We start from the raw sequence: 22,995 nt of genomic DNA, 5'->3' as shown, positions 1-22,995 counted from the left end.
CCGCACTCACGTCAGTCAGGAGGTAAACCATGTCGGCCCCCAAGAAGCCAGTAAACACTCCGTTGCACTTGCTCCAACAACTGTCGGGCAGCCTGCTCGAGCATTTGGAAAATGCCTGCTCCCAAGCCCTGGCTGATGCTGAAAAACTGCTCGCCAAACTGGAAAAACAACGCGGCAAGGCTCAGGAAAAACTGCACAAGTCACGCACCAAGTTGCAAGAGGCGGCAACCGCCGGCAAGGCCAAGGCTCAAGCCAAGGCGAAAGACGCAGTGAAAGAACTCGAGAGCCTGCTCGATGCCTTGAAGGATCGTCAGTCCGAAACCCGCGCCTACATCCTGCAACTCAAACGCGATGCCCAGGAAAGCCTGAAGCTGGCTCAAGGCGTTGGTCGTGTACAGGAAGCCGCCGGCAAAGCGCTGACGCTTCGCGCCGCCAAGCCTGTCGCTGTATCGGCCAAGAAGCCTGCCGCTAAACCTGCCGCAGCAAAAACACCGGCCAGAGTGGCAGCCAAACCTGCCGTGAAGGCGCCTGCCAAAGCGGCGAGCAAACCGGCTGCCAAGCCTGCGGCGACCAAGCCGGTCGCTGCCAGCGCAGCCAAGCCCGCAGCGAAGAAACCAGCCGTCAAGGCTGCCGCCAAGCCGGTCGCGAAAGCGCCTGCTGCCAAACCTGCAGCAGCCAAACCGTCCGCTGCCAAGCCTGTCGCCAAACCCGCTGCCGCCAAACCTGCAACATCGAAAACCGCCGCGGCCAAGCCTGCTGCAAAAGTCGCTGCGAAACCAGTCGCCGCGAAAACGGCAGCCAAGCCAGCGGCAACCAAAACAGCAGCTGCAAAACCTGCTTCGGCCAAGCCGGCCGCTGCCAAGGCGCCTGCCAAGACCGCAGCCAAACCTGCTGCTGCCAAGCCCGCCGCGACCAAGACCGTCGCCAAGCCTGCGGCGAAACCGGCTGTGAAAAAGCCAGCCGCCGCCAAACCGGCGACGCCTACCGCAGCCAAGCCAGCGACAGCCGCTCCAGCTCCATCCTCGACACCCGCACCAACCGCCAGCACGCCGGCTCCGGCGCTGAACCCGAGCGTCACCACGACGTCGGGCACCAGCACCCCAACCAGCGCCTCCTAACGGCCGGATGCCGCGACGCGCAGCTGATGCAGCGCGTCGCGGTTCGGTTGGGCGATACTCGCCACTATTTCTTGCAGCCACAGCGCTGAATCTAAGGGGGGCCCTCCAGGCCATTCCCCGGTCGCGACTTGCAATCGCTCCAGCAACTTTCGCTCGGCCTCGAGTTCCAGCTGCTTGACCTGCTCGCGCAATTCATCGAGCGCAGTGTCATCAAGCGCGCGGACTTTCCATTGGGTGCGAAGGGTGCGTAACGGCTGGACGACCTCCATGTCCCAGGTTTCGGTCAATTGCCGAAGCTGCTCCAGCCTTCGTTCATCGCAGGTCACGCCGCGTTCTGCCAGCCACAGGCCGCAAAGCAGCAGGCAGACATTGGCGCCGCTGTCTTGCAGCGTCAGGCAAGCCTGCTCTACGCCGGGCCTGGCGTACAGGTCGAGGGAAAAACTCCACAGGTCAGGGGACATCGTGCTACTCGCGCCAGTTGCGAGCGAAGCTGGTAGACTCCGCCGCCATTATGATCCGACTTCAGAACCTGACTTTACAGCGTGGCCCGCAACGTCTGCTAGAAGACGCCGAGCTGACCCTGCACGCCGGCCACAAAGCCGGCCTTATCGGCGCCAACGGTGCCGGCAAATCCAGCCTGTTCGCCCTGCTGCGCGGTGAGTTGCATCCGGACTCCGGTGATTGCTCGCTGCCCGCCGACTGGCGTATCGCCCATATGCGCCAGGAGGTCGACACCCTCGAACGCCTGGCGGTGGACTATGTGCTCGACGGCGACGTGCGCCTTCGTCAGGTCCAGCGGGATCTGGCAGCCGCCGAAGCGGCTCACGACGGTGCCGCGCTGGCTCGCCTGCATTCGGAGCTCGACACCGCCGACGGCTATACCGCCGACGCCCGTGCGCGTAAATTGCTGGCAGGCCTGGGCTTCACCAATGAACAGATGGACCGCCAGGTCGGCGATTTCTCCGGTGGCTGGCGGATGCGCCTGAACCTGGCCCAGGCCTTGATGTGCCCCTCGGATCTTTTGCTGCTCGATGAGCCGACCAACCACCTGGACCTCGACGCCATCATCTGGCTCGAAGACTGGCTCAAGAGTTATCCGGGCACGCTGCTGCTGATTTCCCACGACCGTGATTTCCTCGATGCCGTGGTGGATCACGTGGCCCATGTCGACCAGCGCAAGCTTGTGCTGTATCGCGGCGGCTACACCGCTTTCGAGCGCGCCCGTGCCGAGCGCCTGGCCCAGCAACAGCAGGCCTACGAGAAACAACAGGCGCAACGTGCGCACATGGAAAGCTACATCGCACGCTTCAAGGCACAGGCCACCAAGGCCCGGCAGGCCCAGAGCCGGATCAAGGCACTGGAGCGGATGGAAGAGCTGTCCGCGGCCCACGTCGATTCGCCGTTCGACTTCGTCTTTCGCGAGTCGACCAAGATTTCCAGCCCACTGATCGACCTGTCGGATGCTCGACTGGGTTACGGCGACAAGACCGTGCTGGAGAAGGTCAGGCTGCAGTTGACCCCCGGTGCGCGCATCGGCCTGCTGGGCCCCAACGGTGCCGGTAAATCGACCCTGATCAAGAACCTCTCCGGTGAGCTCGAGCCCCTGGCCGGACGCCTGACCCGTGGCGAGAACACCGTGGTGGGCTACTTCGCCCAGCATCAGTTGGATTCCCTCGACGCCAAGGCCAGCCCGTTGCTGCATTTGCAGCGTCTGGCGCCGACCGAGCGCGAGCAGACGTTGCGCGACTTCCTCGGCGGCTTCGACTTCCGCGGTGCTCGCATCGACGAACCGGTACTCAATTTCTCCGGTGGCGAAAAGGCCCGCCTGGCATTGGCCTTGATCGCCTGGGGACGGCCGAACCTGCTGTTGCTCGACGAACCGACCAACCACCTGGACCTGGAGATGCGCCTGGCCCTGACCATGGCGTTGCAGGAATTCAGCGGGGCTGTGTTGGTGGTGTCCCACGATCGGCATCTGCTCAAGAGCACCACGGACAATTTCTTCCTGGTGGCCGACGGCAAGGTCGAGGAATTCGACGGCGACCTGGAAGACTACGCGCGCTGGCTGGTGGAATACCGCCAGCGCAACGCGCCGGTCAGCACCACGCCGGTGAACCCGGACAAGACTGACAAGAAAGCCCAGCGCCAGGCCGCGGCGGCGCTGCGTCAACAGTTGGCGCCCCATAAGCGCGAGGCCGATAAGCTGGAGGCCGAGCTGGGCAAGGTGCACGAAAAACTGCAGAAGATCGAAACCAGCCTGGGCGACAGTGGTCTCTACGAAGCGGCGCGCAAGGATGAGTTGCGCGATCTGTTGGCCGAACAGGCCCGGTTGAAGATTCGTGAAGCGGAACTTGAGGAGGCGTGGATGCAAGCCCTGGAGTTGCTGGAAACCCTGCAGGCGGAGCTGGAGGCACTGTCCTGATGGAAGCGTTGACCGTGCCCATCCCCGTGATGTGGATCGAGCCGATCTGGCTCGGTGTACAGGTGCTGCTGATCCTGCTGGCCGGCTACATCGCACAGCGTTTCGTGGCGCGAGCCCTCACCGGCCTTGGCGAGCGCTACCCCATTCCACCGCAACTGGTGATCATCCTGCGCGGCGTGCTGCGCTGGTTGATCATGGGCAGCGCGATGCTCGTGGTGCTCGAACGCCTGGGTGTCTCCGCCACGGTGCTGTGGACCGCGTTGTCGGGGTTTGTCGCCGTGGCGGCGGTGGCGTTCTTCGCCATCTGGAGCGTGCTGTCCAACCTGCTGTGCGCCGTCTTGATCTACACCGTCGGTCCGTTTCGCCTGGGGGATGTGGTCGAGCTGGTGGAAGCCACCGACAAGCCCGGTATCAAGGGCCGGGTGGTGGCGATCAACCTGCTTTACACCACTCTGATCGAGCCCGAGGAGCTCGGCACCGGCAGTTCCATGATCCAGGTGCCGAACAGCCTGTTCTTCCAGCGCTCGGTCCGTCGCTGGCGCGGTAGCGAGGCGTTTCCGGTGGGTGGCCTGATCGAGTGACCCACCCCTGGCGGGGCGCCGGTCTTGAAAAATAACGGTGGTCAAGCGCGCGGCGGAGCATTAGCTTATTCGTTTCGACGAATCTTGGCCGAGGTGTGCAATGCTGCTGGAAACATGGCTGGCGTTTTTCGCCGCTTGCTGGGTGATCAGCCTGTCGCCGGGCGCCGGTGCCATCGCATCGATGTCCAGCGGCCTGCAATATGGTTTCTGGCGCGGTTACTGGAATGCCCTGGGCCTGCAACTGGGCCTGGCGCTGCAGATCGTGATCGTCGCCGCGGGTGTCGGCGCGATCCTCACCGCGTCGGCCACGGCGTTCTATGCCATCAAATGGTTTGGCGTCGCCTACCTGGTTTACCTGGGCGTCAAGCAGTGGCGCGCCATTCCTGGCGATATCAGTGACGATGCGGCCGTACGGCCTATCGGCAAACCCATGGCGCTGGTGTTCCGCGGTTTGCTGGTCAACATCAGCAACCCCAAGGCCCTGGTGTTCATGCTGGCGGTACTGCCGCAGTTCATCGACCCCCACGCACCCCTGGTCAAGCAGTACCTGATCCTGGGCGTGACCATGATCTGTGTCGACCTTGTCGTCATGGCCGGCTACACCGGGCTGGCGTCGAAGGTCTTGCGCCTGTTGCGTACGCCCAAGCAGCAACGGCGGATGAACCGGACCTTTGCCGGATTGTTCATCGGCGCGGCGGGCTTGCTGGCGACGATTCGCAGGGCTGCGGTGTAAAGCGAACGAAACCTGTGGCGAGGGGATAAATACCCTCGCCACAGGGGATCGCTGAACCTTCAGCGCAGGATCACCGGCGCGCTATCCCGGGGCAGGTTATTGCGCTGCACCGGCTCGCCGGGTTGCTGGTAGCTCGGGCCACCGAGCTGTTCGCTCATCTGCCGCGCCACATCTTCGCCCAGCGCCTTGGACACCTCGCGCACGACCCGTGGGCGATTCAGGCTGATGCGCACGTCCCGGTGGTTCAACAGCTTGGTGTCCTGGCCTTCACCCATGGCGGTGAACGCCGAGGTGATCTCGAAGGTCCTGGTGTTGATCAGGCTGAAGTCGGCCACCAGGGTCAGGGCGAGCACCGCCGAGTAGCTGTCGGTGTTGGCCAGTTCGTTGACGTCGCGGGTGAAGTCGATGTCCGACACGGTGCCGAAGAGCACGTAGTCGGCGCCCTTGAAATGGCCGGCCTTGATGCGCTTGATCACGTCATAGACATCGCCTTTGGACGACGCGGTGTAGGGCGTGCCCTGCACCAGCTGGAACATCCCGCTGCGCAGGATCTCGCCCTTGATGTCACCGGTGAATTTGCGCAGTTCGCCCTGCTCGATGTAGCTGCTGGTGGCTTCCATCTCGTCGTAGCTCGACGATGCGCTGGCGCTATAGGCGCCCGCCTGGAAGTTGCTCTGGGCCGACACCGTATGGATGTATTCCTCCACCCGCTCCTGGTACGCCAGGTCGGTGACGGCGACTTTCGGGGCCGCCTGCGCGCCGAACGCACAGGCCAGGGCCATGATGCCTATCCATGTGCGCATGGCTTAGCGCTCCGTGGTCTTGCGGATTTCTTTCTCGTCCATCCACTCGGCCAGACCGCTTTCGACGTCGATCAGTTGCAGGCTGAATTTGTAGAAGACGTCCTTGTAGTCGCTGCTGCGCTTGACGATGGAGCTGATGGAACCTTCGAGACGGTACTTGGCGGCGATCATGTTGCCGGTCTTGGCCACGGTGCTCTTCTTGTACAGGCCGCTCTGGTTCTGCAGCTTGAGCTGGTCGACCTGGCTGTCCATGGCGTTGTTGTCGCTGGCGAAACGCGCCGCGCCGGTCTTCATCAGCTGGGTCTTGATGCTGGTGGTGATTTCGCGGGTGTCGATGTACTCGCTGGTCTTGTTCTTCACGTCATAGACCTGGACCACAGGGCGACCCTGCAGGACTCCGGACTGGGCCAGGGAGCGGGTCATGGACTCGGCGATCATCTGCAGGTCGGTGGAGCCGAACTCGTTGGTCACGGTTTCCACGGCCTTGGTGTCACCGTAGGTGATGTTCTTGTTGCCCAGCACCGGGGAGTTATTGGCGCAGCCGCTGACCAGCAGGGCGGCGAGGGCGAGGGATGAAATGCGTACGAACATGTAGGGCTCTCGAAAGCTGAAAAAGGGATAACGCGTCACTCGGGCGTTTTTTGTGGGAGCGTCTTTAAGGGGTATTGATTTCCAACCGGAAATCCACGGCCTTTGGTGTCGGAGCGATGGCCGGCAGGAAGCTGGTCTGTTCGCCATAGAGCGTCAGGCTTTTCCAGGTTTCTTCCTCGGCGATAGGGAAACCCTCAGGTCCCAGCCAGGCGAAGCGGTAGTACATCGTCTTGTTGTTGTAGCTGGTATTGCTCAGTTGCACATTGACGGTCATATAGCCGTTTTCCCGTGCCACGCGCATGGCACCCACCACGATGTTCTTGGTTTTGCCCATGGCCACGACCTTGCTGGCAGCGCTGCCCGGCTCCGGTGGCGGCGGGGTGGCGCAACCGGCCAGCAAGGCCAGGGCGCCGACGGCGATCAGTTTTAAACGCATGTGAGCAAGACTCCGTTCTTAAGGTTGCTTGAGGCTGGCGATGGCGGTCGGGTTGGCGCTCGGGATCACCCGGGCGGCCAGGCCACCGGCGAAGACCTGATTGCCCACGGCCCGCAGGCTGACCACTTGGTAACGCTGGTCGACCATCACCTTGACCACCGAGCCGCCTGTGGCGTTGGGCAGGGTGACTTCGTGCTCGCCTTTCTTGAGGCGCAGGCGTACCACTTGGGTGTAGTCCGGCAGGGTGCGCCAGGTCCGGGTGTCTGCGCCTTCGAGCACGGCCGAGGTGAGGCCTACGGCCAGGCCGGCCAGTGGGTTGGTTTCGTTGATCTGTTTCTGCGCTACGCCACGGGTGATGGCGCGCACGGTGGTGCGCAGGATGATGCCCGGCATGTCATCGCGCAGGGCGCGGCGGGACATGGCGGTGGTGCTGTTGAGTTGGGTCAGGTCCAACTGGCGGCCATCGACGCCGATCTGGGCGAAGGTGGCGGTGGAGGTGTCGGGCTTGATCACCGGGAACGACAATGGCGTGATGACGACATTGCCGCTGATGGGCAGGGGCAGGGGGATGCGGATCGAATCACGGGCCGGCGCCAGGCCGCTCTGCACCACGATCAGGACGTCGCTGTCATCGTTCTTTGCGGCAGGCTTGTCGAGGTTGAGCAGTGCCTGTTCCAGCAGCGGGGTATTGGGACGCAGCTCGGCGGCCTTGCGATAACCCGGTGCGGCCAGGTTTTTCTCGCCCAGGGCCTCATAGACGAAACCGGCCAGATAATGGCTGAATGCGCTCTGATAACTGTTCTTGAGGCCGACCACTTCCGGCGCGTCGAGGCTGGCCACCGGATAGCCCTGCAGGTCCTTGTACTCGGTCCTGACCCCTTGCTGCTCGGCCTCTTCTTCGCGCTTGAGGTACTGCTTGTCCCGCAGGTCGGCGATCACCGCTTCGCGTTCGTGGGTTTTCTTGATCTGGGTCCGGGCGCCATCGAAGTCGTTCACGGCGAGCAGGTTCAGGGCCATCTGCGTGGTCAGCATGACCTTTTCGTAGTCATAACCCTCATAGCGCCGGACCTTGTCGTTGACCAGGAAGCTGCCGAACTGGGCGGCATACCTGGCGGTGTCCAGCTTGACCGCGTCTTCCCACTGGCCGACCTGCTGGTCCGCGCTGGTCCAGGCCGTCTGGCTGCCGGACAGATCGCCCTTGGCCCGCAGCAGCTCCCCTTTTTCGAAGTAGTACAGCAGGTCCTTGTCCTTGCTGTTGTTCTTTTCCAGCAGGGTCAGGGCCGCATCGACGTTGCCGGAGGCGAGCTGTTGGTTGGTCTGGGCCAGTTCGCTGTCGTAATTACGGAAAACCGAACAGCCGGACAGCAAGGTGATCGCACCGAGAGCGACCGAGAAAACGGCACGGGAGGCCATGAACATTCTTCCCTGAGGTATCAGCCAGGTGTGCGGGTCGGGCTGGGGCGATCCACGGACATGCGTCGGAACGCTGTCGGTTCCTCGCATTCGGAGGAGCTTTTTTTGCCTCGGACATCGAGAAGGCGGCGGGATTATAAACATGGCCGTTGGCTATGTAATGGCTTTTCAATTCCTAAATGCCGTTTTTGTGACATCACTTCCAAAGCATGAAGATCCGATGAAAAAGCACCTGCGGAGCATCTCGGCGCTTGAGTCGAAGGCTGTGGACGTGAACAATGTGTTACTTCTTATTTCCAACTGAGAATTGTTGATGATTGCCCCGCTTCGTTTTCTGGGCTGGCTTGCGCTACCGTTGCTGGCCCTGTGTAGCCCCCATTTGCTGGCCGATACTCTTGAAGGCGCCCCACAGGCGCTGCATCTGCTGGATTACATCGGTGCGGATTACCCGGCGACGGTGGAGGCGGGGAAGGTCATCGACGAGTCCGAATACCGCGAACAACTGGAATTCATCCAGGTGCTGGAGGGGCTGGTCGTTGCGCTGCCGGCCAAGCCGGAAAAGGCCGAGCTGACACAGGGCATCGGCGCCCTGCGTAACGCGATCAGCCAACGCCAGGATGGCGCCGAGGTGGCCCGAATGGCCCGCCAGATGGGGGCCCGGCTGGCGGTGGCCTATGAGGTCAGCCAGGCACCGGTCATCACCCCGGACCCTGCTCGCGGGGCACCGCTGTACGCTCAGAACTGCTCGGTTTGCCATGGCGACAGCGGCGCTGGCGATGGCCCTGCCGGTGTCGGCCTGGAGCCGCCGCCCGCCAACCTGCGCGACAGCAAACGACTGGACAACCTGAGCCTCTATGCCATCTACAGCACCCTCGGCCTGGGCGTCGAAGGCACCGACATGCCGGCATTCGCCGACCAGCTCGACGACCGTCAGCGCTGGGACCTGGCGACCTACATCGCCAGCTTCAGTGCCGATCCTGCCGCCGCGAAGGGCGAGCAGACCTTCAATCTCGCCGACCTGGCTCGCCAGACGCCGGCCGAAGTCCTGGCGACGCAAGGCCCGGCCGCTGCGGCCACCTTCCGCGCCCAGCGTGCCCAGCCGCCTCAGGTCCAGCGCGGCCCGGCGCAATTGCTCGATTACACTGCCGCCACCCTGGATAAAAGCATCGCGGCGTACCGTGCCGGTGAGCATGACCAGGCTTACGATCTGTCGGTAGCCGCCTATCTGGAAGGTTTCGAGCTGGTGGAGAGCTCGCTGGATAACGTGGATGCAAACGTGCGCAAGGATACGGAAAAAGCCTTGATGGCCTATCGTCAGTCCTTGCAGGACGGCCTGCCGGTGGAGCAGGCCGAGCAGCGCCTGACGGCGGCGAAGGCCAAGCTGGAGGAATCCGCGGGCTTGCTGGGCGGCGATGGCCTGAGCTGGTCGCTGAGCTACATTTCCGGCCTGCTGATCCTGTTGCGCGAGGGGTTGGAAGCGATCCTGGTGCTGGCGGCGATCCTGGCGTTCCTGCGCAATACCGGTCAGCAATCGGCGGTTCGCAGCGTCAACGTCGGTTGGGGGCTGGCGCTGCTGGCCGGCCTGGCGACCTGGGGCCTGGCTGCCTATGTGATCGACGTCAGCGGCGCCCAGCGTGAGCTGCTCGAGGGCGCAACGGCCCTGTTCGCCAGCGTGATGGTGCTGTGGCTGGGTGTGTGGATGCACGACCGGCGTCACGCCGCGGCCTGGCAGGACTACATCAAGAGCAGCCTGGTCGGCGGTGGTGGCCGTTTCGGCTTTGCCATCCTGGCGTTTTTCTCGGTTTATCGCGAGCTGTTCGAAGTGATCCTGTTCTACGAGACCCTGTGGCTGCAGGCTGGCCCTGCCGGGCATGACGCCGTGCTGGCGGGTGGCGCGACGGCTCTGGTACTACTGGTGGGGCTGGCCTGGGTGATCCTGCGCGGTTCGGCGCGCTTGCCGCTGGCGCTGTTCTTCAGCATCAACGCGGCGTTGCTGTGCGCCTTGTCGGTGGTGTTCGCCGGCCATGGCGTGAAGGCCCTGCAGGAGGCCGGCATCTTCGGAACTCGTCCGGTGGCGTTCTTTGACTTCGACTGGCTGGGCATTCACGCCGATGCCTATTCGTTGGCGGCCCAGGTGATCGCGATCGTGGCGATTGTCGTGTTGTATGGACGCAGTTGGGTGGCGGAGAAGCGGCGGGTTCAGGCGTCCTGACGGACTGCCCGTTCGGTTCGCTGCGGGAGCGAGTCGGCTCGCCCCCGCGGCGGTTTCAGATGTCGTTCTCGTGGGTCAGTTCCAGCACGCGGTCCACCAGTTTATTGATGCCTGAGGCCGCTTCGCTGATGTTCTGCGCCAGCATGTAGGCCGGGGTACTCACCAGTTTGCGCGCAGTGTCTTCGACGATGTCGGTGACGGCGCAGTCTTCGTGGGAGCCCCCCATCTTGGTCACCGCCGCCGCTGTGTCGACATCCGTGCCGATGGTGCAGGTTACGCCGGGGCCGTAGATCTTCGCGGCCAGCGCCGGGGAAATGCAGATCAGTCCTACCGGCTTGCCGGCCTCGGCGAAGGCTTCGGTCAGCTCCAGAACTTGCGGTTGCACCGTGCAACCGGCCCCTTCGACGGCAAAGTTGGACAGGTTTTTCGCCGAGCCGAAGCCCCCGGGAATAATCAGGGCATCGAAGTCCTCGACCTTGGCTTCGCGCAGGTCCTTCACGTTGCCCCGGGCGATCCGGGCCGACTCCACTAGCACGTTGCGGCTTTCGGGCATTTCCTCGCCGGTCAGGTGATTGATCACATGCAACTGGGCGATATTGGGGGCGAAGCACTGCACTTGCGCGCCGCGCTGATCAAGGCGCAGCAAGGTGATCACGCTTTCGTGGATCTCGGCGCCGTCGTACACGCCACAGCCGGAAAGGATCACTGCAACTTTTTTGCTCATGGGCTTTTCTCCAGATTCATGGCGTTAAATGTCCACTAATTTGTCACTCGTTGCCATAGGGTTCTCGGGCGGCTACACCTAATCTGCCGACTATCTCCTTGCCTCGCGTGCCCGGGTCGCGTCATGAATTTCATTCTGTATGCCGTGCCGTTCTTCTTCGTCCTGATAGCCGTCGAGCTGCTGGCCGACCGTTGGCGTGGCGTGAGCCACTACCGGGTCGCCGACGCGATCAACAGCCTGAGCACCGGCGTGCTGTCCACCACTACCGGCCTGCTGACCAAGGGCGTGGGATTGGTGACCTATGCCTTCGCCCTGGAGCACCTGGCCATTGTGCGGTTGCCTGCCGACCAGACCTGGGTCTGGGTGCTGGCCTTCGTGTTCTACGATTTCTGCTACTACTGGCTGCACCGCATGGGGCATGAACGCAATATCCTCTGGGCCGCTCATTCTGTGCATCACCAGAGCGAGGACTACAACCTCTCCACCGCCTTGCGCCAGACCAGCACGGGCTTTGTGTTGAGTTGGATTTTCTACTTGCCGCTGGCGGTGCTGGGCGTGCCGCTGGTGGTGTTCGTCAGCGTCGCGGCGTTGAATCTGTTGTATCAGTTCTGGGTTCATACCCAGCACATTCCCAAGCTCGGTTGGCTGGAGTGGTGCTTCGTTACGCCGTCCAATCATCGTGCCCACCATGCGCAGAACCTTCTCTATATGGATCGCAACTACGGAGGGGTGTTCATTATTTGGGACCGTCTGTTCGGCACCTTCCAGGAAGAAGACGATAACGAGCCGGTGATCTTTGGCGTGACCACGCCGCTGGCGAGCTGGAATCCGCTGTGGGCCAACCTGCAGTTCTACGCACAATTGTGGACGGATGCCCGGCGGGCAGAGCATGGGTGGGACAAGCTGCGCATCTGGTTCATGCCCACAGGCTGGAGGCCGGCGGACGTCGCGGCCAGGTACCCGCTGAACAAGCCGGACCTGAGCCGTTTCCGCAAGTTCGACGTACCGCTGGACAGGCGCCAGCAGTGGTATGTGGCGCTGCAGTTCTGTGTCTACATAGCGCTGGGCAGTTATCTGATGAACCTGGAGAACAGCCTGCCGGTCGCCGCCCTGGTGCTGGGCTGGGGGACGGTTGCGTTCGGGATCTTCGTGTTGGGCGTGGCCCTGGAGGATCGGCCGTGGGCGCGGCGGCTGGAACTGTTGCGCCTGGCTTCGAACCTGCCCCTGGTGTGGCTGGCGCCCTTGGTCGGATTATGGCCAGCCAGCCCGGTGGCTTGGGTCGGCTTGCTCTGCTACAGCCTGCTCAGCTGCATCGGCCTTTACTGCTGCCGCCATCGCCTCACTCGTTGGGCGTCGTAGGTTCGCCTGGCCTGGCTTGCTCCAGCCGCTCGGCTTCGAGGGTCTTGCGAGCCAGGCGTGCATTCTTGATACGGCGTCGCAACCACAGGCACAGGCCCAGCACCAGCAGTGCGCCAAGTACCCACAGTTCATATTTCTTGATGCTGCCCAGCATGCCTTCGAGGACCGCGCCGAAGTGATAAGCGGCGGCGGCCAGCGCCGTGGCCCAGATGGCTGCGCCAATGCCGTTGAGCAAGAGGTAGCGGCCCGGCGGATAGCCCGAGAGGCCGATGGCCACCGGCATGACCGTACGCAGCCCGTAGACGAAGCGGAAGCTCAGGACCCAGATGTCCGGATGCCGACGAATGTGCTCCAGGGCACGATCACCCATCAATTGCCAGCGGGGCTTGCGCGCCAATAGCTTGCGACCATGCTTGCGACCCAGGAAGTACCATAGCTGGTCGCCCGCGTAGCTGCCGCAGAACGCCACGACGACCACCAGGTTGATGTCCATGTAGCCACGGAACGCCAGGAAGCCTGCGAGCACCAGGATGGTTTCACCTTCGAAGAACGTGCCGATGAACAGGGCCAGGTAGCCGAAGTCATTGAGAAATTGTTGGAGCATTGTCTGGGTGCTGGCGAAATGAACGCGCAGCCTAACCCTTCAGACACATTCAGGAAAGTATCGAAATGTGTCTCGACGTGAACAATTCCTACAACGACAATAACTGCGACGACAGGTCACAGTTGCGCAAGTGCTGCTCCTGGGTCGCAATGTTCCTGCTGAGGCGATTGGATCCGGTTGCCAGGCAAGGTGCTGCGCCCGGTCATGGTCCGCCATGACGGGAGACGGCGACCGGCCTGCCCGTAAAGCCGCCGCAGCAGCCCTGTGGTTCAAATGCAACACTTCTGTAATGTGTTCGTCATAATGACCGCTTATAACTGTCACGCTCGCCCGTCTGCGCGGGCTCAGGAGTCTGCCGTGAGCTTTACCCCCGCCAACCGTCTGTTCCCTGCCACCCGCCTGCGTCGCAATCGCCGTGATGAATTCTCTCGTCGGTTGGTGCGTGAAAACGTTCTGACCACCAACGACCTGATCCTGCCGGTGTTCGTACTGGATGGGGAGAACCGCCGTGAGGAAGTGGCATCGATGCCCGGCGTGGAACGCCTGACCATCGACCTGCTGCTGGAAGAGGCCGCCAACTGGGTGGAGCTGGGCATTCCAGCGCTGGCGTTGTTTCCGGTGACGCCACCGGGGCTCAAGTCCCTGGATGCCGCCGAAGCCTGGAACCCGGAGGGTATCGCCCAGCGCGCGACCCGTGCCTTGCGCGAGCGTTTCCCTGAACTGGGGGTGATCACCGACGTGGCGCTGGACCCGTTCACCACCCACGGGCAGGACGGCATCCTCGATGAAGACGGTTACGTGCAGAACGATATCACCGTCGATGCGCTGGTCAGGCAGGCGCTGTCCCACGCCGAGGCGGGTGCCCAGGTGGTGGCGCCGTCTGACATGATGGACGGTCGCATCCAGGCGATCCGCGAAGCCCTCGAGGTGGCCGGTCACGTCAACGTGCGCATCATGGCCTATTCGGCCAAGTACGCCAGCGCCTATTACGGCCCGTTCCGCGATGCGGTCGGCTCGGCCCTGAACCTGGGCAAGGCGAACAAGGCCTCCTACCAGATGGACCCGGCCAACAGCCAGGAAGCCCTGCACGAAGTGGCCGCCGACCTGTCGGAAGGGGCCGACATGGTCATGGTCAAGCCAGGCATGCCTTACCTCGACATTCTTTGCCGGGTGAAAGACGAATTCAAAGTCCCGACCTTTGTCTACCAGGTCAGCGGCGAATACGCCATGCACATGGCCGCCATCCAGAACGGCTGGCTGAGTGAAGGGGTGATCCTCGAATCATTGACCGCTTTCAAGCGCGCAGGGGCTGATGGCATCCTGACTTACTTCGCCGTGCGCGCCGCCCAATTGCTACGAGAGCAGAAATAGCCTCCCAGGAACTTGCGATGAATACCGAAGGACTCACTGAAGTTGCCGTAAAAGACGCTCAACCCGTGGTCGAGCAGGTCGCCGAAACGCCGCCGGAGCTGGACCCCGTTCCTGCGGTCGCCGCCGAGCCGGCTCCGACCCCGGCCCCGGCGATTGCGATCCCCAACCTGGATGACAGCAGCCTGTACATCCATCGTGAGCTGTCGCAACTGCAGTTCAACATCCGCGTGCTGGAACAGGCGCTGGACGAGTCCTATCCCTTGCTGGAGCGGCTGAAATTCCTGCTGATCTTCTCCAGCAACCTGGACGAGTTCTTCGAAATCCGTGTGGCCGGCCTGAAGAAGCAGATCACTTTCGCCCGCGAGCAGGCCGGCGCTGACGGTCTGCAGCCGCATCAGGCCCTGGCGCGCATCAGCGAGCTGGTCCACGGTCATGTCGACCGCCAGTACGCGATCCTCAACGACATCCTGTTGCCGGAGCTTGAAAAGCATCAGGTCCGCTTCATTCGTCGTCGCTACTGGACCACCAAGCTCAAGACCTGGGTGCGCCGTTATTTCCGCGATGAGATCGCCCCGATCATCACGCCGATCGGCCTCGACCCGACGCACCCGTTCCCGTTGCTGGTCAACAAGAGCCTGAACTTCATCGTCGAGCTGGAGGGCATCGACGCCTTCGGTCGCGATTCCGGCCTGGCGATCATTCCCGCGCCGCGCCTGCTGCCGCGCATCATCCGCGTGCCGGAAGATGTCGGTGGTCCCGGCGACAATTATGTATTCCTGTCCTCGATGATCCATGCTCACGCCGATGACCTGTTCCAGGGCATGAAGGTCAAGGGCTGTTACCAGTTCCGCCTGACGCGTAACGCGGACCTGTCGGTGGATACCGAGGACGTCGAAGACCTGGCGCGCGCCCTGCGTGGCGAGTTGTTCTCCCGCCGCTATGGCGATGCAGTCCGCCTGGAAGTGGCCGACACCTGCCCCAAGCACCTGTCCGACTACCTGCTCAAGCAGTTCAACCTGCACGAGACCGAGCTGTATCAGGTCAATGGCCCGGTCAACCTGACCCGGCTGTTCAGCATTACCGGCCTGGACAGCCATCCGGAGCTGCAGTACTCGCCCTTCACACCGCAGATTCCGAAGCTGTTGCAAAACAGCGAGAACATTTTCAGCGTGATCAGCAAGCAGGACATCCTGCTGCTGCACCCGTTCGAGTCGTTTACACCCGTGGTCGACCTGCTGCGCCAGGCCGCCAAGGACCCTCACGTCCTGGCGGTGCGCCAGACTCTGTACCGCAGCGGTGCCAACTCGGAAATCGTCGATGCCCTGGTGGATGCGGCGCGCAACGGCAAGGAAGTCACGGCGGTGATCGAATTGCGGGCGCGTTTCGATGAAGAGTCCAACCTGCAGCTGGCCAGCCGTCTGCAAGCGGCCGGTGCGGTGGTGATCTACGGCGTGGTGGGTTTCAAGACCCACGCCAAGATGATGCTTATCCTGCGCCGTGAGGCCGGTGAGATCGTGCGTTACGCCCACCTGGGTACCGGCAACTACCACGCGGCTAACGCCCGCCTGTATACCGACTACAGCCTGCTGACCTCCGACGATGCCTTGTGCGAAGACGTGGGCAAGCTGTTCAGCCAGTTGATCGGCATGGGCAAGACCCTGCGCATGAAGAAGCTGCTGCATGCGCCGTTCACCCTGAAGAAGGGCATGCTCGACATGATCGCCCGGGAGACCCAGTTCGCCCTGGACGGCAAGCCGGCGCATATCATCGCCAAGTTCAACTCGCTGACCGATCCGAAAATCATCCGTGCGCTGTACAAGGCCAGCCAGTCAGGCGTGCGCATCGACCTGGTGGTGCGTGGCATGTGCTGCCTGCGACCGGGTATTCCGGGGGTTTCCCATAACATCCATGTGCGTTCGATCATCGGCCGCTTCCTGGAACACACGCGGGTGTTCTACTTCCTCAACGGCGGCGAGGAACAGATGTTCCTGTCCAGCGCCGACTGGATGGAGCGCAACCTCGACAAGCGCGTCGAGACCTGCTTCCCGGTGGAAGGCAAGAAACTGATCCTGCGAGTGAAGAAAGAGCTGGAAAGCTATCTCACCGACAATACCCACAGCTGGATCCTGCAATCGGATGGCCGATACATCCGCAACACGCCGACCGGCAACCAGAACCCACGCAGCGCCCAGGCGACATTGCTGGAGCGCTTGAGCAGCCCGGTGCTGGCGGTTCGTTAAGGTCGGGGTGATGCAGTTCTGATGGTTAAAGGGTATCTGTGGCGAAGGATTCAGCGAAACGTCGCCCCACCCCGCTGGGCTGCGAAGCAGCCCTGAAACCTGCCAGCCCGTTGTGTCAGGTTGATTACCTTCCAACTCTCTGGGGCCGCTTCGCGGCCCGGCGGGGCGGTGCGACGTTTCGCTAAATCCCCTCGCCACAATGGATCTGTGTTGTGGCGGGGCTCAGTGAATGTTCAGCACGATCCCGACCCGGGTCAGCCACTCGGCTTCCTGGGCGAAGTCGGCCTGGGTCAGTTGGTTTTCTTCCAGCCAGCCGTCGGGGAACATCACATCCAGTTGATCGCCATCGGCGCGCAGGGCGACCTGGGGCATTTCCTGGGTGCCGCGGATGTGGTGGAACAGGATCGCGAAACGCAACAGCACGCACAGGCGAATCAGCTTGATGCCGTCGTCGCCGAATTCGGCGAACTTGTCCTTGGGGATATTGCGCCGATGGCCGCGCACCAGCAGGGCGAGCATCTGCTGGTCTTCCCGGGAAAAGCCCGACAGGTCGGAATGCTCGATCAGGTAGGCGCCGTGCTTGTGGTAATGGTAGTGCGCGATGTCCAGCCCCACTTCGTGGACCTTGGCGGCCCAGCTGAGCAGCTCGCGCCAGATGCCATCGCCCAGGTTCCAGTCGTCGGCCACCTGGTCGAAGGCGTGCAGTGCCTTGCGCTCGACCCGCACGGCCTGTTCCTGATCGACGTGGTAACGCTCCATGAGCGAGCCCAGGGTGCGCTCGCGGACGTCCTCGTGATGGTGGCGGCCCAGCAGGTCATAGAGCACGCCTTCGCGCAGGGCACCTTCACAGTGGTCCATGCGCTGCAATTCGAGGGCATCGAAGATCGCTTCGAGAATCGCCAGGCCTGCCGGGAAGATCGCTCGGCGGTCGGGCTTGATGCCCTCGAAGTCGATCTTGTCCGACTCGCCCAGCTTGAACAGCCTGCGCTTGAGCCAGGCCAGGCCCTCGGCGTTCACTTCACCGTTGCCATGGCCGCCGGCCTTGAGCGCCAGGCCGATGGCGCGGATGGTGCCCGAGGAGCCGATGGCTTCGTCCCAGGTCAGGCGGTGCAGGGCGTGTTCGATGCTCATGATTTCCAGGCGCGCCGCCGTGTAGGCCTGGGCGTAGCGGGCCGGGGTGATCTTGCCGTCACGGAAATAACGCTGGGTGTAGCTGACGCACCCCATCTGCAGGCTTTCGCGCAGCAGCGGCTCGAAGCGTTGGCCGATGATGAATTCGGTACTGCCGCCGCCAATGTCCGCCACCAGTCGCTTGCCAGGGGTGTCGGCCAGGGTATGGGACACGCCGAGGTAGATCAGGCGGGCTTCTTCACGTCCGGAAATGACTTCTACCGGATGGCCGAGGATCTCTTCGGCACGGCGGATGAACTCGCCGCGATTGCGCGCCTCGCGCAGGGCGTTGGTGCCCACGATCCGCACCGCGCCCAAGGGCATGCCGTTGATCAGTTGGGCAAACCGCTTGAGGCAATCGAGCCCGCGCTGGATGGATTCTTCGCTCAGCTTGCGTTCTTCGTCGATGCCGGCGGCCAGCTGGACCTTCTCGCCGAGCCGCTCAAGAATGCGGATTTCCCCGTTCTGGGCCTTGGCGACGACCATGTGGAAGCTGTTGGAGCCCAGGTCTATGGCGGCGATCAGGGACAGATTCTTGGCTTGGGATGGCGGCATGGTCAAAAGGTCTCGGTCGATAACCTTGCCATCCTGCCACGATCGCTCGCTTACGCCAACGCAAAGGCGACCGCTTCGCGGTCCGTCGCGAGCAGGCTCGCTCCCACACCTGTTTTGTCTCGCCTGCGCAATAGCCGGCAACCGCGAACCTGTGGGAGCGAGCCTGCTCGCGATGAGGCCAGAGCCGGCAGCGCAAATCTCAGGCCACAGGCTCGGCCGTCCCGATGAAATTGGCCAGCTCCGGTGTCTGCGGATTGGCGAACAGCACCTTGGGATCTCCCACCTCGTGCACCTTGCCCTGATGCATGAACACCAGCTTGTCCCCCACTTCGCGGGCGAAACGCATTTCGTGGGTGACCATGATCAGGGTCATGCCTTCCTTGGCCAGTTGCCGGACCACGCTGAGCACTTCGTTGACCAGTTCCGGGTCCAAGGCCGAGGTGATCTCGTCGCACAGCAACACCTTGGGAGACATCGCCAGGGCGCGGGCGATCGCGACCCGTTGCTGCTGGCCGCCGGAGAGGCGCTCAGGGAAGGCGTCGAATTTCTCGGCGAGCCCGACCCGATCCAGCATCTGTCGAGCCAGTTCGGTGGCCTTGGCCTTGGAGACTTTCTGTACCACCTGTGGGGCGAGCATCACGTTTTCGCCAACGGTCAGGTGCGGAAAAAGGTTGAACTGCTGGAACACCATCCCGACTTTCTGGCGCAGGCTGCGCAGGTCGGCACGGGCCGAGTCCAGGTACTCGCCGTCCACTTCGATGACGCCGTCGTTGATCGATTCCAGGCCATTGAGGGTGCGCAGCAAGGTGGATTTGCCCGAGCCACTGCGGCCGATGATCGCCACCACCTGGCCTTCCTCGACGCTCAGGTCGATGCCTTTGAGCACGTGATGATCGCCGTAGTATTTATGCAGGGCGGTAATTCTAAGCAGAGGCATGCAGTCTCCTTTCCAGGTAGCGCGCGCTGAGGGACAAGGGGTAGCAGAGCAGGAAGTATCCGAGAGCCACCAGGCCATACACCATGAAGGGCTCGAACGTGGCGTTGGCGAGCATGCCGCCGGTCTTGGTCAGTTCGGTGAAGCCAATGATCGAGGTGACCGCCGTGCCCTTGATCACTTGCACCGAGAAACCCACGGTCGGCGCCACGGCGATGCGCAGGGCCTGGGGCAGGATCACGTAGCGCAACTGCTCCAGCCGGTTCAGTGCCAGGCTCGAGGACGCTTCCCATTGACCGTTGGGGATGGCCTCGACACAGCCGCGCCAGATCTCTGCCAGATAAGCACTGGTGAACAGCGTCAGGGCAATGGCCGCGGCCATCCAGGGAGAAATCTCCACCCCGGCCAGGGCTACGCCGAAGAACACCAGGAACAGCTGCATCAGCAAGGGCGTGCCCTGGAACAGCTCGATGTAGGTACGGGCGACATGACGGGGCAGGGCGTTCCTGGAGATGCGCAGCACCATCACCAGCAAGCCGATCACGCCACCGCCCACGAACGCCACCAGTGACAACGCCACGGTCCACTGCAGGCCCGTGAGCAGATTGCGCACCACGTCCCAGAATGTGAAATCGCTCATTGGCTGCTCCCGGTGCCGTTCCTGTACAGGCAGCGCCGGCCCAGCCAGTTCAGTAGCTGGCGGATCAGCAGGGCCATGCACAAGTAGATCAGGGTGGTCAGTGCGTAAGTTTCAAAGGCGCGGAAGTTGCGCGACTGAATGAAGTTGGCGGCGAAACTCAACTCTTCGGTGGCGATCTGCGAACAGACCGCCGAGCCGAGCATCACGATGATGATCTGGCTGCTCAGGGCCGGCCAGACCTTGCCCAATGCTGGCAGCAGCACCACGTGGCGGAAGGCTTCGAAGCGGCTCATCGCCAGGGCTGCGGCCGCTTCCAGCTGGCCCCGCGGAATGGCCTGGATACCGGCGCGGATGATCTCGGTGGAGTAGGCGCCGAGGTTGATCACCATCGCCAGTACTGCCGCCTGCCATTCGGAAATCTGCAGGCCCAGGGACGGCAAGCCGAAGAAGATGAAAAACAACTGCACCAGGAACGGCGTGTTGCGGATCAATTCCACGTACACACCGAAGAACGCCGAGAATGGACGAATGTTCCAGGCCCGCACCACGGCCCCGACGATGCCCAGGCCAACCCCGAGCAGCGTGCCGATGGCCGTCAGTTCCAGGGTGAATAGCGCACCGCGCAGCAGCAGCTCGGTGTTTTGCACCACCGGCAGAAAATCGAACTGATAAGCCATGCTCAGCCTCTCAAGCGACGATCAGAGATCGGCCGGCAGCGGCTGTTTGAGCCAGGTCTGGGAATTCTTCTCCAGGCTGCCGTCGGTCTTGGCGGTGGCCAGGATCTGGTTGACCTTGTCCAGCAGCGCTGGCTCGTTCTTGTTTACGCCCACGTACACCGGCGAGTCCTTGAGTTTCACCTTCAGCGCCGGAACACGCTTGGGGTTGCGTTCGCTGATGGCGACCATCACCACGTTGCCGCTGGCGATCAGGTCCACCTGGCCGGCCAGGTAGGCGGCGATGGTCGAGTTGTTGTCTTCGAAGCGCTTGATGGTGGTGCCTTCGGGGGCGACCTTGGTCAACTCGATGTCTTCGATGGCGCCACGGGTGACGCTGATGGTCTTGCCCTTGAGGTCGTCCAGGCCATTGATGGCGGCTTCGGGCGGGCCGAACACAGCCAGGTAGAACGGCGCGTAGGCGCTGGAGAAGTCGATGACCTTTTCCCGTTCCGGGTTCTTGCCCAGGCTGGAGATCACCAGGTCGACCTTGCCGGTGGTCAGGAAAGGAATGCGGTTGGTGCTGTTGACCGGCGTCAGTTCGAGCTTGACCTTGAGCTGGTCGGCCAGCAGTTGCGCTGTATCGATGTCCAGGCCGCGGGGCTTCATGTCCGGACCTACCGAGCCGAATGGCGGAAAGTCCTGGGGAACCGCGACTTTGAGGGTGCCGCGCTTGACCACGTCTTCCAGGCCATCAGCGTGGGCGGGCAGCTGACAGAGCATCAGGCTGGCAAACAGGGCAGTGAGCAGGGCGCTGCAACGCTGGATCATGGCGAGTCTCCGGAATCGATGAGGTGATTTCTGGGTTTCGACAGAGCACGGGCCGTGCCAAAGCGATTCATGAGGTGCCAAAGCCACGGTTTTACAGGCGGCGCGCGGTCTTACTGGTCTGAACAGTTGCGCCGGGTTTTGCACCGTTATCGAGCGTTGGTGTTGGCCGCCGAACCCCGGCGGGGCACGACTTGCCGGGCACGACGAATAGTTTTACAACTAGCCGCTCCTTGGCCCGGTTCGTCGAAAAAAACATGAATTCCATCTCTCGCGCCGTTCCTGAAGTGGCGTTGCAAGCCATCCGCAAACTGATTGCCGAACAGGGCATCGGGCCGGGCGATGCGCTGCCGTCGCAGCGCGACCTGGCCATGCAGCTGGGAGTGAGCCGGGCGTCGCTGCGCGAGGCACTTTCATCACTGAGCGCCCTGGGCATGATCAGCGTGCAACCGGGCAAAGGGGTGTTCGTGCAATCGCTGGTGGAGGTTTCGCGCAACGAGTCGACGCCGGGCTGGCCGTTCGCGGCCCAGGCTTCGCCCATGGATATCTTCCAGTTGCGTTATGCACTGGAAGGCTTCGCGGCCGGGATAGCGGCGGTGACGCTGACCCCTGGCGAGCTCGATGTGCTGGAGGACAATGTGGAGGCCATGCGCCGCGAATTGAAGTCCGGGCATTTCGACGCGGCGGCGCGGCTGGATTTCGAGTTCCATCGACGAATCCTGCTGGCCAGCGGCAACCAGGCGATGCTGAGCATCCTTACCGCCAGCGCCGAGATCTTCCTGGAGAGCCAGAAGCTACCGTTCATCCGGGCCGAGCGGGCGATGGAAACCTGGCAGGAGCATCGCAAGATCCTGCGCGCCCTGGCCCGCCGTGCATCGGGCCCCGCGCAAAAAGCCATGCAGGAACATGTACGTAACGCTGCGCTGCGCACTGGAATCGCCTTTGTGGCGCCCGCCGCTTCGTGAGCCGGGCGATACACGGTTGCATGCCTCGTCATAGCGAGACTCAATCAACTGCGGCTTCCTGAACCCGGGAAGGGCCGTTATGATGGGCCACGTTTTTTTGCTGATGACCCCGGAGATTTCCATGAGCAGCGATCTGATCAAACACGTTAGCGACGCTAGCTTCGAAGCTGATGTACTCAAGGCCGAAGGCGCAGTGCTGGTCGACTATTGGGCTGAGTGGTGCGGTCCGTGCAAGATGATCGCGCCGGTCCTGGACGAAATTGCCGAGACCTACAAGGACAAGCTGACCGTTGCCAAGCTGAACATCGATGAAAACCAGGAAACTCCGGCCAAGCACGGCGTGCGTGGTATCCCGACCCTGATGCTGTTCAAGAACGGCAACGTCGAGGCCACCAAGGTCGGCGCACTGTCGAAGTCGCAATTGGCGGCTTTCATCGACGCCAACCTCTAAGCGCTGAATGCCGTTGTAAAAGCCCCGCCAATCGCGGGGCTTTTTCGTTCCCCGGGGCTAGACGCTCGTAAATCCAGGTGTTACATTCGGCCCCGCACTGGTTTCTCCAGTGCCCCCTGCAAGCCGTCGCCGACGCTCTCCTTTCGAATAAGTACGCGATCCTGTCGCCTTCTCCGCGGCGCGGCCTCATTA

22 protein-coding genes are annotated in these 22,995 nt (G+C 62.6%); 10 read left to right on the top strand and 12 right to left on the bottom strand.

Translation table 11 applies throughout. The features are described from left to right. Nucleotides 1-29 precede the first annotated feature (29 nt). The gene (locus BLP99_RS05560; RefSeq protein ID WP_092179901.1) at nucleotides 30-1,118 is read left to right on the top strand and encodes an AlgP family protein; all 1,089 of its coding nucleotides are present in this window, start codon (nucleotides 30-32) and stop codon (nucleotides 1,116-1,118) included. On the opposite strand, the gene BLP99_RS05555 is transcribed toward BLP99_RS05560, so the two are convergent. Further along, nucleotides 1,115-1,579 (bottom strand): TIGR02444 family protein, encoded by a 465-nt coding sequence (locus tag BLP99_RS05555; RefSeq protein WP_072430937.1) that lies wholly within the window; start codon nucleotides 1,577-1,579, stop codon nucleotides 1,115-1,117. The two genes, BLP99_RS05560 and BLP99_RS05555, sit on opposite strands and share 4 nt — an antisense overlap. A gap of 50 nt (nucleotides 1,580-1,629) precedes the next feature. Between BLP99_RS05555 and BLP99_RS05550 the strand changes: the two genes are divergently transcribed. The 3 genes from BLP99_RS05550 to rhtB all read left to right on the top strand — a co-directional run bounded on the left by BLP99_RS05550 (nucleotide 1,630) and on the right by rhtB (nucleotide 4,854). After that, nucleotides 1,630-3,540: an ATP-binding cassette domain-containing protein gene (locus BLP99_RS05550; protein ID WP_072390534.1), complete on the top strand. Its 1,911-nt coding sequence runs from the start codon at nucleotides 1,630-1,632 to the stop codon at nucleotides 3,538-3,540. Continuing rightward, nucleotides 3,540-4,121 carry a mechanosensitive ion channel family protein gene (locus BLP99_RS05545; protein WP_072390531.1) on the top strand — a complete coding sequence of 194 codons (582 nt, stop codon included), beginning with the start codon at nucleotides 3,540-3,542 and terminating at the stop codon, nucleotides 4,119-4,121. The genes BLP99_RS05550 and BLP99_RS05545 overlap by 1 nt, the downstream gene beginning before the upstream one ends. Before the next feature lie 100 nt (nucleotides 4,122-4,221). Beyond that, nucleotides 4,222-4,854: a homoserine/homoserine lactone efflux protein gene (rhtB, locus tag BLP99_RS05540; protein WP_092179899.1), complete on the top strand. Its 633-nt coding sequence runs from the start codon at nucleotides 4,222-4,224 to the stop codon at nucleotides 4,852-4,854. 59 nt (nucleotides 4,855-4,913) lie between these two features. Here rhtB and BLP99_RS05535 read toward each other — a convergent pair whose 3' ends face one another. The 4 genes from BLP99_RS05535 to BLP99_RS05520 form a co-directional block, all read right to left on the bottom strand. After that, nucleotides 4,914-5,657, bottom strand: coding sequence for a hypothetical protein (locus BLP99_RS05535; RefSeq protein ID WP_053148498.1), 744 nt, complete (start codon nucleotides 5,655-5,657; stop codon nucleotides 4,914-4,916). Between the two features lie 3 nt (nucleotides 5,658-5,660). Then, a complete protein-coding gene (gene lpoB / locus BLP99_RS05530) occupies nucleotides 5,661-6,248 on the bottom strand; it encodes a penicillin-binding protein activator LpoB (protein WP_072430935.1) in 588 nt (195 codons plus the stop codon). A gap of 64 nt (nucleotides 6,249-6,312) precedes the next feature. Beyond that, nucleotides 6,313-6,684 carry a YcfL family putative periplasmic lipoprotein gene (locus tag BLP99_RS05525; RefSeq protein ID WP_003206754.1) on the bottom strand — a complete coding sequence of 124 codons (372 nt, stop codon included), beginning with the start codon at nucleotides 6,682-6,684 and terminating at the stop codon, nucleotides 6,313-6,315. Nucleotides 6,685-6,702: 18 nt separating this feature from the next. Further along, nucleotides 6,703-8,097 carry a COG3014 family protein gene (locus BLP99_RS05520; RefSeq protein ID WP_092179897.1) on the bottom strand — a complete coding sequence of 465 codons (1,395 nt, stop codon included), beginning with the start codon at nucleotides 8,095-8,097 and terminating at the stop codon, nucleotides 6,703-6,705. Nucleotides 8,098-8,410: 313 nt separating this feature from the next. Between BLP99_RS05520 and BLP99_RS05515 the strand changes: the two genes are divergently transcribed. After that, nucleotides 8,411-10,309 (top strand): cytochrome c/FTR1 family iron permease, encoded by a 1,899-nt coding sequence (locus BLP99_RS05515; protein ID WP_092179895.1) that lies wholly within the window; start codon nucleotides 8,411-8,413, stop codon nucleotides 10,307-10,309. Nucleotides 10,310-10,364: 55 nt separating this feature from the next. On the opposite strand, the gene elbB is transcribed toward BLP99_RS05515, so the two are convergent. Next, nucleotides 10,365-11,033: an isoprenoid biosynthesis glyoxalase ElbB gene (gene elbB / locus BLP99_RS05510; RefSeq protein WP_072430933.1), complete on the bottom strand. Its 669-nt coding sequence runs from the start codon at nucleotides 11,031-11,033 to the stop codon at nucleotides 10,365-10,367. 123 nt (nucleotides 11,034-11,156) lie between these two features. Here elbB and BLP99_RS05505 point away from each other — a divergent pair, with 123 nt between their 5' ends. Further along, a complete protein-coding gene (locus tag BLP99_RS05505) occupies nucleotides 11,157-12,392 on the top strand; it encodes a sterol desaturase family protein (protein ID WP_072458544.1) in 1,236 nt (411 codons plus the stop codon). Here the strand turns inward: BLP99_RS05505 and BLP99_RS05500 are convergent. Continuing rightward, entirely contained in the window at nucleotides 12,373-12,996 is a 624-nt protein-coding gene (locus tag BLP99_RS05500) for a DedA family protein (RefSeq protein ID WP_072390509.1), read from the bottom strand. The two genes, BLP99_RS05505 and BLP99_RS05500, sit on opposite strands and share 20 nt — an antisense overlap. A 357-nt stretch (nucleotides 12,997-13,353) precedes the next feature. Between BLP99_RS05500 and hemB the strand changes: the two genes are divergently transcribed. Both hemB and ppk1 read left to right on the top strand, forming a co-directional pair. Continuing rightward, entirely contained in the window at nucleotides 13,354-14,367 is a 1,014-nt protein-coding gene (hemB, locus tag BLP99_RS05495) for a porphobilinogen synthase (protein WP_072390506.1), read from the top strand. 17 nt (nucleotides 14,368-14,384) lie between these two features. Then, the gene (ppk1, locus tag BLP99_RS05490) at nucleotides 14,385-16,607 is read left to right on the top strand and encodes a polyphosphate kinase 1 (protein WP_072390503.1); all 2,223 of its coding nucleotides are present in this window, start codon (nucleotides 14,385-14,387) and stop codon (nucleotides 16,605-16,607) included. Between the two features lie 222 nt (nucleotides 16,608-16,829). On the opposite strand, the gene ppx is transcribed toward ppk1, so the two are convergent. The 5 genes from ppx to BLP99_RS05465 form a co-directional block, all read right to left on the bottom strand. After that, nucleotides 16,830-18,332, bottom strand: a complete 1,503-nt coding sequence (gene ppx, locus BLP99_RS05485; RefSeq protein WP_072390500.1) for an exopolyphosphatase — start codon at nucleotides 18,330-18,332, stop codon at nucleotides 16,830-16,832. A 199-nt stretch (nucleotides 18,333-18,531) separates the two neighbouring features. Then, the gene (locus BLP99_RS05480) at nucleotides 18,532-19,269 is read right to left on the bottom strand and encodes an amino acid ABC transporter ATP-binding protein (RefSeq protein ID WP_072430932.1); all 738 of its coding nucleotides are present in this window, start codon (nucleotides 19,267-19,269) and stop codon (nucleotides 18,532-18,534) included. Beyond that, on the bottom strand, nucleotides 19,256-19,906 hold the full coding sequence (locus tag BLP99_RS05475) for an amino acid ABC transporter permease (RefSeq protein WP_076405993.1): 651 nt from the start codon (nucleotides 19,904-19,906) through the stop codon (nucleotides 19,256-19,258). Before BLP99_RS05475 ends, BLP99_RS05480 begins: the two co-directional genes overlap by 14 nt. Continuing rightward, on the bottom strand, nucleotides 19,903-20,583 hold the full coding sequence (locus BLP99_RS05470; protein ID WP_092179893.1) for an amino acid ABC transporter permease: 681 nt from the start codon (nucleotides 20,581-20,583) through the stop codon (nucleotides 19,903-19,905). Before BLP99_RS05470 ends, BLP99_RS05475 begins: the two co-directional genes overlap by 4 nt. A 21-nt stretch (nucleotides 20,584-20,604) precedes the next feature. Further along, a complete protein-coding gene (locus tag BLP99_RS05465; protein WP_092179891.1) occupies nucleotides 20,605-21,390 on the bottom strand; it encodes a transporter substrate-binding domain-containing protein in 786 nt (261 codons plus the stop codon). A 254-nt stretch (nucleotides 21,391-21,644) separates the two neighbouring features. On the opposite strand from BLP99_RS05465, the gene BLP99_RS05460 reads away from it, so the two are divergent. After that, nucleotides 21,645-22,352, top strand: a complete 708-nt coding sequence (locus BLP99_RS05460) for a FadR/GntR family transcriptional regulator (RefSeq protein ID WP_072390485.1) — start codon at nucleotides 21,645-21,647, stop codon at nucleotides 22,350-22,352. Nucleotides 22,353-22,473: 121 nt separating this feature from the next. After that, nucleotides 22,474-22,803: a thioredoxin TrxA gene (gene trxA, locus BLP99_RS05455; RefSeq protein WP_072390882.1), complete on the top strand. Its 330-nt coding sequence runs from the start codon at nucleotides 22,474-22,476 to the stop codon at nucleotides 22,801-22,803. Nucleotides 22,804-22,995 lie beyond the last annotated feature (192 nt).

The organism is Pseudomonas sp. NFACC32-1 (assembly GCF_900101215.1).
In the GTDB taxonomy this organism is placed as follows: Bacteria; Pseudomonadota; Gammaproteobacteria; order Pseudomonadales; family Pseudomonadaceae; genus Aquipseudomonas.
Note: the sequence above shows the minus strand (reverse complement) of the source record. Positions and strands in the feature narration are given on the sequence as shown.